Origin of the sequence: Ruminococcus gauvreauii (genome assembly GCF_025151995.1) — a bacterium.
Lineage (GTDB): Bacteria > Bacillota > Clostridia > Lachnospirales > Lachnospiraceae > Ruminococcus_G > Ruminococcus_G gauvreauii.
This window is the reverse complement of record NZ_CP102290.1, coordinates 4,002,075-4,014,080: the sequence shown is the minus strand read 5'-3', so window position 1 is coordinate 4,014,080 and position 12,006 is coordinate 4,002,075. Positions and strand designations below refer to the sequence as shown.

The window sequence follows — 12,006 nt, the reverse complement described above, 5'->3', positions numbered from 1 at the left end:
AATATGAATTTTAATAGATGATAATCGGATATCCGCCGTCGATAGAATCATAAATGATCTTAGCCTGGTCCGGGGGAAGATTAATGCACCCGTGGCTTCCGTTCGTCTTGTAGCGGTCTCCTCCAAACGCAGACTGCCAGTCCGCATCATGCAGCCCCTGCCCGTATACAAAAGGCATCCAATATGTAACTTTCTGTTCATATCCGTAAATGTCACTGCTCAGTGTGAATGGGCTCGCCTTATAGGCAATCGGCCATGCCCCCCGGTATGTCTCCCTCTCGTCTGTCGGCAGGCCGCTCACGATATCAGTCTCTGTGACGAGAGAACCATTCTTATACAGCCACAGATGCTGATTATCCAGACTGACTTCGATATAGCTGCCCGCCAGATCATCTTTGCCGTTTCTGGTCATTCCCTGTTTGCTGTAGACTGGATCACGCTGGACGGCTGTGCCGCTCTTCAGATCCTCCAGCAGCTGCTGCAGTTCCGCCTCCTGGTCAATCCGAAATCCATACTCATTTCCGCTGATTTTGATCTCATTCCCATAGGAAGTCTGGAAATAACGCGGCAAATAGATGGTATTATAATTTGCCGCCAATTCTGCTACAAAGGCACTCGCCGCTTCCTCGTTGATGCTGATACTGTTGTCATCATTCACAGTCAGCCACGAGGCGATCTGCTCGGAGGTCAGCACTTCCGTTGCCTCTCCGAATGTATAGGTGACAGACGTGCTTCTATACTGCTGCAGCTGTTGATTCAATGCCTCCAGGTTGCTGTTGAGCTCCGGATTTTCAGCAGTCACCCCTTCTTTGTAGACAGGATCACTGACTGTAATCTTGGCAGTACGGTTCAGCAGATGCTGACTGAATGTTGTTTCCAGTTCGCTGTTGACATATTCCAGCAGCTTCGCCTCATCGATCTGATTCCCCAGGACGTCATCTACGATCACAAATTCGCCTTTTTCTTCATCATACGTTATGTAGGCATCCACAGAATCTTTTCGTTCAATTGAATCAAAATGACTGGCGGACAGGGCTTCCGCCTCCTGTTTCTCGTCCCTGCTGATCGTATATTTGATCTCAAAGTCCTTTTTCGGCTTGATCAGAAACCCCTTCTGTTTCGCCCTTTGCTCCTTGACTCCTTTCAGTTCACTCTGCAGGTGTTTCATATCCAGCGAATATCCCAGATCTTTTAACGTCGTCTTGTAAACCTCATTCCCATTCTCCTCAAAGACAACGTTCGTTTTCGCGAATTCGTCTGCTATTTTTTCTGCCGCCTCCTCGAGAGGCAGTTTTGAAATATCCAGTCCATAGACGGATATCCGGTATCCCATAGTATTTTTCTCTATCGTTCTTATATATATGATCAGCGATATACCAAGTAAAACCGCAAGAAAAAGACATATAATCAGAACAATGACCTGCTTTTTTTTCCTGCCTGTCACTTTCATAATTCCTCCCTTATTATCATTTTCCCCTCATTCCCTCTTAGTAACTATTCTGAAGCAGATTCCGGTAAAAGTCAAATTATTCTTTGTTTTTTAAGATACTGTTTATAATTCGGTGCATGCCGATTAGTCATGTTCTTCGTTATGATGACTGCCTCTATGCTTATGTTCACTGATCCGGCGATGAATCTCTGACATGGACATCTCATGGCAGTCCTCCACTGTCACCGAATCATCATACTTCGCCAGCTGCAGGTACGCGGAATATTTGCCGATCGATATCCCATGGCCATGTGCCTCCGAGACAATTTCCATTTCCGTGCCGGCGCTGTGTCCTCCATGTTCCTTACAGCCATGGCAGTTTTCGATACCTGCCCGCAGTTCGCTCTCTTTATCCCGGCTTCCGGCAGCTACTGTGAATACAAGTTCTGCATTATCCGTCAGATAGTCTTTCCTGTCAGCATTTTCCATGATCTGATCAATGGCATCCGTATACTGTTTCCCTTTCACCTGAATCCCCTCCAAAACGGCTTCTCCGTCCCCGTTAAATGCTGTGGCTGATATCACACGGTCGACTCTGTTCAGTGTCAGCTCAACAGATGGATTGACATCAATACTCACATAAGAAACCGGCGTCTGTATATAAGAATAGCCTCCTATGGAAACGGCAAGCATAAGGGCGGCACACACAGCGGCGGCCGTCTTACGGACTGCGGGGCGGACTTTATGTGCAGCGATCTTCTGTCTCTCAGACTGCAGAAAACTGGCTGCGGATTCTTTCAATTCGTCATCTGCTTTTACGGTATCAAATGCTTTACGAATTCTATTCTCCAAATTCGTCACCCCCCAGTTTCTCTTTCAAAATCCCGCGTCCTCTTGACAGCAATGAATAGACCGTATTTTCCTTCTTACCTAAAATCCGACTGATTTCATGCGCAGAATACCCTTCATAATAGTGCAGATAGATCACATTCTTATATTTATCTGCAAGAGACAGTACTGCCTCCAGAACTTCCCTGTGAGATTCTTCGATATACACCGCCTGTCCCTCCAGCGCCTCCAGGGATACGGTCCTTTTCTTAAAGAAACTCTTCAGGTAATCCTTACACGCATTGACTGCGACCCGGATCAGCCACGCTTTCTTATGTTCTTCATCATGAAATACCGTATCACAAAGCATGTATTTTAAAAATACCGTCTGAAAAATATCCTCTGTATCGGTTCGGTTTTTCAGATGGCAGAAGCAGATGCGCCGGATCATATCTGCATATGTTTCCACTGCGTGATTAACATCGTATTCGCTTCGCACACGTGCACCTCCCTCTGACAATTGTTCTGTCTCTTATTATACAGCCTTTCCGCCTTCTGCGAAAGACTCTCTTTAAGCGTGCAGAGGGCAGTGGTTACCGCAACCACTGCCCTCATGAAGCGACTTTCATTTATGGTGATGATGTCTGCCCGTTTAGTTATGATGCCTGCCATGATCATGGCGGGAAGCATGGCGGCCTGCAGCAGAACTGCATGACGAATCCGTCTTTTCGCTGCTGTGGTGGCTGTGTACACTGTCATGTGCTGTGTGATCCTGACAGTTGTCACACACTCCGTCAAGATTTTCATCCGTGACGTGCCTGCAGTAGTATCCATTCGTTTCACAATACGCCGCATCGACTCCCGCTGTATCCGCACCTGCGCCGAAAGCGAACGTCCCCGTTGTAAATATGAGCGCTGCAGCCGCGCCCAAAGCTACCAGTTTTTTCATGATGATTACCTCCTGATCATGTTTATCATTTACTGACTATCTATAACACGATCCGGGTCCGCAAAACCTTGCATGATTTTTCAAATATATAATTTACGGTGTCAGCACTCACCTAATATATAACAACGGCATATTTTCCGACAGCATCATACAGATACTTCATATCTGAAATATCCATAACCTGGGTATCGCGCAGCGGGTCAAACAGGGTAACTGTATTCTGGGTCAGATCGTAACCGCCCAGCACAATACAGTGTTCATTGTTGTACCATTCATAAGTCCTGTCTCCGGCCGCTGAAAAGATACCCGCAAATTTTGGTGCATCGTAATACATCGTTGACCATATCAGTACAGGATACCCGGCAGCAATGTAGGAATACAGTTCTTCAAACTCTGCGCCTGTGAGGTCACAGGCGCTCATCCGGGAATCATGATCTTTCAGGAATCCATCTGCAGTTGCTGTCAGACCCGGAGGGAAAACTCCGGCACCATGGTCCGACCAGGGATCGCCTACATACCCCTCAGCAAAATTTGTCGCGCTTCTGATCAGGTATTGATCTGCGATTGTCGTCTTCTCTAATTCAAATCCCAGGTATTCCAGTGCCATGGTAAGCGCCACGCTTTCACATCCGGTGGGAAGTTCCGGCTCCTGCAGGATCGGCTGTATTTCAAGTGACGCCGCATCGGGCAGCGCATTCCTCAGCCGGGCAATACGCTCTTCTGCAGTCTCCTCCGCCGTACTGTTGCTTTCTTTTTCCTCAGACGCTTCCCACGATTCCGTCTCCGGCTCTTCCAGGCTCCTCCGCTCCTGAATATCCGGCACTGCCTCTGCCGTATCGCCTTTCTGTTTTTCGTATTCCCGGGTCTTTTTTTCCGGCTGCCGATGAGCGGTGATGCCCTGTGAAAATACTATCACAGCTGCACAGGTGCACAGCAGGACTGTCTGCCATAATTTTTTAAACCTGTTCATCATTCATTCTCCTATAAAGTGAATATAGCACCTGCATGTGTCTTCTGCAAATGTTTTCCTGTGAATTTTCCGTGAATGCTTATTATTTTTCAGCCTTTTATTGACCATTCTTTAATTGTGTGTTATATTACATGTATAACAATAAAATGTAGGGTTAGAAGGTGATGACATTGACGCAGAGAGATTATTACGAGATACTTGGAATCAACAGACAGGCAGATGCGGCTGCGATTAAAAAAGCATATCGGCAGCTCGCAAAGAAATACCATCCGGATACGAATGCGAACGATCCCCATGCAGAACAGATGTTCAAGGACGTTACGGAGGCGTATACGATCCTGAGTGATCCGGAAAAGAAAAAATTATACGATCAGTTCGGGCACGCGGCATTTGATGGAAGCTCACCGAATCCTGATGCATCTGGTGATCCGTACGGCAGTTATCAGGAGTATCATTTTACGGGCGGAGATATGGATGATATCTTCAGTGAGCTGTTTGGCAGCAGATTCCGCAGCGGTAATTCCGGAGGCTTTGAATATCGAAACTATCATGGGCACGATTTTGATTTCCGCCAACAGGGAGCCGACCTGCACTCTGAGGTTTTCATCAGTTTTGACGAGGCAGCATTCGGGTGCGATAAAGTGATCAGTCTTCGGGAGGCGGACGGTTCTGTCAGAACATTGAAGGTTCATGTTCCTGCCGGCATCGAGACAGGCAAGAGTATTCGTCTGCGCGGTAAGGGGATGCCCGGTATGAATGGCGGAGAAGACGGGGATTTATTGCTGAAAGTGACAGTCGGTGAAAAAGCCGGCTATGATAGAAAGGGGCTGGATGTCTATACAACGGCAGATATTCCATTCACAACAGCCGTATTCGGCGGGGAAGTCCGGGTACCGACACTCTATGGCGACGTCGTGTGTAAGATCCGGGAAGGCACTCAGTCGGGGACAAAGATCCGTCTTCGCGGGAAAGGCATTGTTTCCATGAAGCGTCCGGATGTCCGCGGGGATCAGTACGTCACTGTCCAGATACAGGTTCCTAAAAACCTGAGCCGGGAAGCAAGACAGAAATTAAAAGAATACGAATCCGCCAGCCAAAGCAACGGACAGAAACAGACAGGAGCCGCCTAGTTAAACCTCAGGCGGCTGTTTTCTGCGCCTCCAGGTCGGACAGCCGTCGATCGTACAACGGTTTTTCCATCCTGCTGCTATACAGCATGCGGAGATCAGAAGTAAGAAAATGATCCAGAACAGAACCGGCCGGTAATCGTTCATGATGTCATAGATAAACCCATAAGCCGGAACCAGCAGTATGGATGCCAGGGGCGCACCCATGGATATTCTGGCATATATCTTTTCGTAGTCCTGCTGCCCGTAAAACGTAAGTGTCAATATGGGTGCCAGAACCATGACGCCTGCACTCACCAGTCCGTGCATAAACGTTGAAATGCCGAAGATCAGAAAATTTTGAGCACTGAACAGAAATCCCACTGCAGCGATCAGCCCGATCACGATCACGCCAAAGCATGTCTTCAGACTTCCGATACGGTCGCTGATCATACCGATCGCAACGGAACCGATGGAACTTCCGATCGAGGCAAACGCCAGCGCCATTCCCGTGACCTGAGTGGAATATCCGAGCATAAGGCCGTACGTGGGGATGTGCTGGACAAAGACGCCGACACCGGTAATTGCGATCATAAACACTAACAGCAGATAGAAGGAAATCGAGTGCAGCGCAGTTTTTTCATCTATTTCCAGCCGTGGTCCCCGGCCTCCTTTTTCATGACTGCGCTTCTCTTCATTTCCGTATGGCTGCATCCCAAGATCCTTAGGTGAATTGCGAAGCAGTATGATGGCCGACAGGATTATGACGGCAAACGTAATACCTCCCACCACGAAATATGCGGTTCTCCATCCGCGGCCAGCGATGATAAAAGATGTGATCGGCTGCCAGATGGCGCCGAACAGGCTGACACATGCCATCTGGATGCCCAGCATCAGCCCTACATTTCTGGAAAACCACCGGTTGATCAGAATAGGTCCCAGAAGGTTTACCACGATTGCCGCCCCCATGGCCTGAGGTACCGCAAGAAGATACCAGCCGTATACATGATTCATCAGTCCGAATGCGGCAAAGGAGAGAGCCTGAAGCGCTGCTCCGGCTAACGCCATCACGCGAATATCATATCGATTGATCAGTTTTCCTGCAAGAGGCAGAGAAACTACCAGTACCACGGATGAGATGCTCAGGTAAAGTGAGAGACTCCCGACGCCGACGCCGATCTCCTGTGATACCGGCAGCAGAAAAAGTCCGGAAGTCATATTGATGCCGCCTCCTGCAAAGCCCCGGATCAATATGATCCCCAGCAACACATACCATGCATAATGTAATCTTTTTTCCGTCATTATTCCACCTCCCGATTTTTATGTACTAGTATCTGCGGTCATGGCAGGTTTATGCAAATTTTAAATGTATAATTTTAGTGCATTCGATCAGACTAAGGATAAATTCATAAATAAAAGGTGGTAGAATATGAAAAGACTTCAGAATAAAGTTGCCCTCGTGACCTCCGCCTCAAAGGGGATCGGCCTCGCCTGTGCGCTCAGACTGGCTGAAGAAGGCGCCAGGGTATGTATGGGAGTCCGCAGAATGGAAGACACCCAGAAAATCTGCGATGAATATAAGGAGCGGGGATTCGATATGATGCCCGTGTTTTTTGAGGCAATGCAGGAAGACAGCTATGCCTCCATGGTGGATGATGTGATTACGAAAACAGGAAGGCTGGATATTCTGGTCAATAACTTTGGTGTGGGCCGGCCCTCCGAGGATCTGGATCTGATCCGCAGCTCGGAAAAAGCTTTCTTTGACCTGCTGCATCTGAATCTGGGAAGTGTATACCGCATCTCAAAGCTTGCAGTCCCGCACATGATCAGGAATCACCAGGGAAGTATCGTCAATATCTCTTCCATCGGCGGTTCTATCCCGGATGTGACAAGAATTGGTTACGGCGTATCCAAAGCTGCTGTCAACAATATCACCCAGCAGATCGCACTTCAGTATGCACGGGAAAATATCCGCTGCAATGCCGTTCTTCCAGGCCTTACAGCCACAGATGCGGCTCTGAATTCCATGCCGGATTCTTTTGTCGAATCCTTTTTATCACATGTCCCGTTAAATCGTATGGGGAAACCGGAAGATATGGCAAATGCCGCGCTCTTTTTTGCCAGTGAAGAATCCTCCTATATCACCGGACACATTCTTGAGGTGGCAGGAGGCTACGGTCTTGGGACGCCTCAGTATGCGGATATGGTGGGAAGATCAAAATAGAGATCCGGTGAACCAAAACCTGGCGGTCAGGTTCCGATCCCTTCCGTCTCAATCATAAATCTCACGCTTCCCGTCTGTCCAGCCATGATTCCGCCGAAGTTATCATACGTGTTGTCTGCCTGTTTTGCTGCTTTCAGCCGTATGGAAAGCTCTTTCAGATCATCCCCGGCGAGTTCCTTTAACTGCGAAATACCCTCATCATCAAGCGTCACCAGGCCTTCTTTCAGGGCCTTCATGCCATCCGCGAGGGCCTCAAACCCGTCATTCAGGACCGCTCCGGAGGATGACAGCAGGCCGGTTCCGCTGCCGAGCTCACCTGCTCCGGCATAGATCTGCCCGATACCTTCATTAAATACTGAAATTCCTTCGGCAAGCTGGGTACTTCCTTCCAGAAGCTGTCGGGTTCCTTCTTTCATAGTATCCACACTGTCGCTCATCCCGGACAGCTTTTCTGCTATTGCCGACAATGACCTCCCATAGGTCCTCAGAACTTCCAGCTGTTTCTGCATATCAAGCACTGGTTCCGTGACCGCACTCGCATCTATGGCAAGATCCGGGATTTCAAATGCCGGAATTTCCGTTAACTTTGCCCGTACAACATCCAGATGTCCCTGTATGCCGGCTGAAATTCCGTTGAGGTTAACCGCATTCTGCACGCGTTCCTTAACATTTTCTCTAATCTGCGTTTTGTCAGTGTCCGGCAGATTCACAGATGCCAAAGCTTCATCCACTGCCTGTGCTGCCGCCTCACCTGCCTGAATTTTTGCTATGTCTGATGCCTGCTTTTCCAGCGTGTTCATATCGGCCAGATTCAATTCATTCACCGCACTGTCCACGGCACCACGAACCGCCTCACGGTACGCCGCAGCCTGTTGTGCGAAGTTCTGCATCTGTACAAATCCCGCCTCCATGGCAGTCAGCGCCTCACTCAGTTCCCCGGCATCTGAAGCCAGAGATGTCAGTGCGCCCTCCATCCCTTTCATATCCAGCCCTGCGTTGTCGGACAGGTTCACCTGCTCAAGGGCTTTGTTCAGACTTTCCAGTCCCTGCTGAATCGCTGAGGCCCCGGAGGCAAGATCACCTTTTTTGTCATCGACCAGTGCAAGACTCTCCTCCAGCATCTTTGTCCCTTCGGTCAGAGCACCGACCCCATCCATGTATTGGTCCAGATAAGACTGATAGGTATTTATTCCCTCTAAGAGTTCTGCGGCTCCATCTACGAGTTTGCCGGATGCCTTACCAAGTTCGTTCATATCCTCCGACACACGCGCCAGGTCGTCCAGATCATCTGACTCTGTCTCCTCAAACAATCCCGTGGATACAATGGACGCTGTAAAATCCAGTTTGAAATCAGTGACATCTGCGGTGATTTCTACGTATTCAGGCAGAGAAATCTCCTCCGTCAGTTCATAATCTGCCAGCTTCAGGCTCCCGGAGAGGCCGGGGCAGGCATAGCCAACCACCATCTTCTGTTCTCCGATGGAGATCACCTTACCGTTAGTCACCTGGACACCAGACGCCACGTCCTCGGGCAGTAGTAACGCGGAGATGACTGTGAACGGCACAGGAATCTTCAGCTCTCTGCCGTTTACTTCGACCGATTGGGACGTTTTGTTTTCGTAGTCAAACCGAATGCGGAGTTTCCCATTCGCACCGGCCAGTTCTTCGGGCTTTATCTTCTCTCCGTCCAGATAATAACTGATCTTTACATTTACCGGCAGCTCTTTGCCGCTCTTTCCCTCATATTGAATATCCTGTCCATGATTATCCCAACAGATCGTACCGTCAGGCTCCCGCGTAAATTCTTCGTCGCCTTCCGTATTCTTGATGTCTGTGAGATTGGAAAAATCTTTGATTGTTTTATTCCCGCCGCTGTTCTTTAACACAGTCTGTACCGTGATCTCCAATGGTGTTCCATCGGCACCTGCTTTCGTATAGACGGTCTCAGACTTATCCTCCTGTCTCTTATCCGGTTGAACACCGGTCACTTCTTTCTGCTGTTTTCCTTCGTCTGCATCCTGCACTTTGATTACTTCTGTATCATTTGCCCGGATCTGTTCATTCGTTCCGCACGATGTCAGACTCAGTACCAGAAATGTTCCCATGCTTACTGCAGATTTAATGATACGTTTCCTCCGACTCTCTTTCACTGCCATCCCTCCTGCTTGTACTGTCCTATTCCACATTCTTCAATGCCTCATCCATGGGTACTCTTCTGACCCGCCGGTATTCCAGCGCGGCAACCACTGCGTAAGTCACGATTCCCATCGCCAGCATCTTGATATAGATCACTGCATCAACATAAAATGGAATCCATCCGCTGATGCTGCTCATCATGATTGCCCGAAACATGAATACCATGATCCAGTATTCGATGGGAAGGCTGATCAGCAGAAATGTGACCACTACCATGGACGTGGATACGATATACAGGCGGCTAATTTCACCGTTTGTGTACCCCAGAATTTTTGCCATGGAGATAGACTGGGCGTTCTTTTCTATGATGATCTTCGACAGCAGATAGATCAGTATCATGAACATGACTACGGCAAACGCATCAACCAGAGTCATCATGCTTCCCATGGATACATCCAGCTGTCTGGATATCTTCGTCAAACTCTCCAGATCGATCACAGAGGCGATATACTTATCATTGATATCCGTGATCTCGGTATCTGAAAAATAACCGCCAAAATATTCTTCCCCCAGTTCAAATGTACGATTCAGAAGTTTCTGATCCATAAATACCGCCAGTCCGCCCTCATAATCATAGATTCCAGAAACATGAAATTCATATACGGTATCCTCGTATGCCTCCTTCAGGCGTATGGCATCTCCCGGCTTCACATCATATTTATCGGAGTATGCGGAAGAAATAAAGACTTCTGAATCTTCAAATTCCAGCGGAATATACCGACTTTCTGGAATCAGTCCATAGAGCAGAATCTCCTCGCTTTTGTACTTTTCTCCCAGGGTATTCAGTGAATAGGCGCTGAACTTCTCCGCATCCTCATTCTCCGTCTCTGTCAGATACTGAAAATACATCAGTGTCATCAGGCTTTCCAGCTTGTGATCATCGTCACCCACATTCAGCGGCACCTGCAGCAGATACTGGTAATTACTGAGCAGATTATCCTCAATCTCCTCCTGGTAATGATCCAGAACAGACGGAAAGACCAGTCCAAACATCAAAAGCAGATTGGCAAACACAATACCGACAAACAGCACCGCATAGTTACTCATGTTCTGTAACACTACTCTCAGGCGGAAGCGTGAGAAGAACGGAATCCTAAAACTCAGGGGAACCGCCCGTTTTTGTTTCTTCCGGCTCAGGTCCCGGCGAAGAAACTTGAGCGGTGACAACGTTAGTTTTCTGCCTAATACGATAACATTTACAACGGTCATCAAAATGAGCGGAACCACGGTCGTCAGCAGGAATGCTTCACCGTTCCATTTCGTCACGTATGTCGGCAGGCTGTAGCTGCCATAATACATGTTCACACAGATTCCCTTAAATACCGTATATCCCAGCAGATTACCGATGACGGCGCCGATCACCGTTACCAGAATGGGCATCGCCATGTAATGGCGGATCAGCTCGCCCCTCGTGTAACCGGAGGCACGGAGTGTGCCGATCACATTCGCCTCCCGGCTGATCGTATTGCTCACGGTTATGCCGAACACAAACGCCATGATCGTAATGACGATATATAGAAGTGCCAGCATCATGGCTCTGTCGCTCCCCATATCATCTCCGGTAAACTGAATCGCCTGATTGAGGTAGCGTGGTACAAAATCTTCCAATCTTGTTTCGCCGCTTACCACTTTCATGAGATCATCTGACATTTCCTTCTCGTGTAGTTCATCTGCCGGCTCATTCAGATATTTCCATGAATAGCTGTAAAAAAGTTCCTCCTTTTTAAATTCGGCAAACCCCTCTTCTGCAACGATGCCAACCCCAAATTTCACAGAGTCAAACATCGTATCGTTATTATTAGAAAACAGGCAGCTGTAATCGGAAAGAGCGACCAGTCCGGTCACCTTCCACGATCGTTTTTGGCTGGTAACGGTATCCCCTGCCTCAATATGATTGTTATCCGCGTACATCCGGTCAATCACAATCTCATCGTCTGCAGCCGGCATTTTTCCTTCCATCAGACATACCCTGTTTACCTGTTCACGATTTTTGAAAATACGGAGGATACTGCCGTTTGTCAACGCTTCCTCCGTGTAAAAGTTATCATACAGGGCAACTTTGAATTCCTGGATCGTCTTTTTCTGTGCACGGTTTGCTTCCTTTTCCAACCGGAAATTCCCGTCCTCGATATTGTATTTTTCAAAGCTCTCCTCGTATGCAATAAGCATACTGCCGTCCGCCACCAGAAAGCCGGACACAAATCCTATGGAGCCCAGCATCAGCAGAAATATGACCAGATATTTTCCGAATTCCCCCTTCAGTTCACGGGCCAGACGTTTCGTCAATGGATTTTTCATCCTGTA

At 48.3% G+C, this 12,006-nt stretch carries 10 protein-coding genes; 2 read left to right on the top strand and 8 right to left on the bottom strand.

Annotation, left to right across the window (positions count from 1 at the left end; genetic code table 11):
• Positions 1-10 precede the first annotated feature (10 nt).
• The 5 genes from NQ502_RS18720 to NQ502_RS18700 form a co-directional block, all read right to left on the bottom strand.
• On the bottom strand, positions 11-1,450 hold the full coding sequence (locus NQ502_RS18720) for a L,D-transpeptidase family protein (RefSeq protein ID WP_044983074.1): 1,440 nt from the start codon (positions 1,448-1,450) through the stop codon (positions 11-13).
• Positions 1,451-1,573: 123 nt separating this feature from the next.
• The gene (locus tag NQ502_RS18715; protein ID WP_044983073.1) at positions 1,574-2,281 is read right to left on the bottom strand and encodes an anti-sigma-I factor RsgI family protein; all 708 of its coding nucleotides are present in this window, start codon (positions 2,279-2,281) and stop codon (positions 1,574-1,576) included.
• The gene (locus tag NQ502_RS18710) at positions 2,271-2,756 is read right to left on the bottom strand and encodes an RNA polymerase sigma factor (protein WP_028527981.1); all 486 of its coding nucleotides are present in this window, start codon (positions 2,754-2,756) and stop codon (positions 2,271-2,273) included. The genes NQ502_RS18715 and NQ502_RS18710 overlap by 11 nt, the downstream gene beginning before the upstream one ends.
• Before the next feature lie 153 nt (positions 2,757-2,909).
• A complete protein-coding gene (locus NQ502_RS18705) occupies positions 2,910-3,206 on the bottom strand; it encodes a hypothetical protein (RefSeq protein WP_028527980.1) in 297 nt (98 codons plus the stop codon).
• Between the two features lie 112 nt (positions 3,207-3,318).
• The gene (locus NQ502_RS18700; protein ID WP_049898060.1) at positions 3,319-4,176 is read right to left on the bottom strand and encodes a C39 family peptidase; all 858 of its coding nucleotides are present in this window, start codon (positions 4,174-4,176) and stop codon (positions 3,319-3,321) included.
• A 164-nt stretch (positions 4,177-4,340) separates the two neighbouring features.
• Between NQ502_RS18700 and NQ502_RS18695 the strand changes: the two genes are divergently transcribed.
• The gene (locus NQ502_RS18695; RefSeq protein ID WP_044983072.1) at positions 4,341-5,306 is read left to right on the top strand and encodes a DnaJ C-terminal domain-containing protein; all 966 of its coding nucleotides are present in this window, start codon (positions 4,341-4,343) and stop codon (positions 5,304-5,306) included.
• Here NQ502_RS18695 and NQ502_RS18690 read toward each other — a convergent pair whose 3' ends face one another.
• Positions 5,307-6,584 (bottom strand): MFS transporter, encoded by a 1,278-nt coding sequence (locus NQ502_RS18690; protein ID WP_028527978.1) that lies wholly within the window; start codon positions 6,582-6,584, stop codon positions 5,307-5,309. It lies immediately after the preceding gene.
• A 127-nt stretch (positions 6,585-6,711) separates the two neighbouring features.
• On the opposite strand from NQ502_RS18690, the gene hdhA reads away from it, so the two are divergent.
• The gene (gene hdhA, locus NQ502_RS18685; RefSeq protein ID WP_028527977.1) at positions 6,712-7,506 is read left to right on the top strand and encodes a 7alpha-hydroxysteroid dehydrogenase; all 795 of its coding nucleotides are present in this window, start codon (positions 6,712-6,714) and stop codon (positions 7,504-7,506) included.
• A 26-nt stretch (positions 7,507-7,532) separates the two neighbouring features.
• Here the strand turns inward: hdhA and NQ502_RS18680 are convergent, their stop codons facing one another.
• Complete coding sequence (locus NQ502_RS18680) at positions 7,533-9,656, bottom strand: coiled-coil domain-containing protein (protein WP_148511897.1); 2,124 nt, start codon at positions 9,654-9,656, stop codon at positions 7,533-7,535.
• 25 nt (positions 9,657-9,681) lie between these two features.
• Positions 9,682-12,000, bottom strand: coding sequence for an ABC transporter permease (locus NQ502_RS18675; protein ID WP_028527975.1), 2,319 nt, complete (start codon positions 11,998-12,000; stop codon positions 9,682-9,684).
• Positions 12,001-12,006 lie beyond the last annotated feature (6 nt).

Bases quoted from the DNA above. Each gene is read 5' to 3' on its own strand.
- NQ502_RS18700 (WP_049898060.1), bottom strand. From the start codon at position 4,176: ATGAACAGGTTTAAAAAATTATGGCAGACAGTCCTGCTGTGCACCTGT.
- NQ502_RS18675 (WP_028527975.1), bottom strand. From the start codon at position 12,000: ATGAAAAATCCATTGACGAAACGTCTGGCCCGTGAACTGAAGGGGGAA.
- NQ502_RS18695 (WP_044983072.1), top strand. From the start codon at position 4,341: ATGACATTGACGCAGAGAGATTATTACGAGATACTTGGAATCAACAGA.
- hdhA (WP_028527977.1), top strand. From the start codon at position 6,712: ATGAAAAGACTTCAGAATAAAGTTGCCCTCGTGACCTCCGCCTCAAAG.
- NQ502_RS18690 (WP_028527978.1), bottom strand. From the start codon at position 6,584: ATGACGGAAAAAAGATTACATTATGCATGGTATGTGTTGCTGGGGATC.
- NQ502_RS18720 (WP_044983074.1), bottom strand. From the start codon at position 1,450: ATGAAAGTGACAGGCAGGAAAAAAAAGCAGGTCATTGTTCTGATTATA.
- NQ502_RS18705 (WP_028527980.1), bottom strand. From the start codon at position 3,206: ATGAAAAAACTGGTAGCTTTGGGCGCGGCTGCAGCGCTCATATTTACA.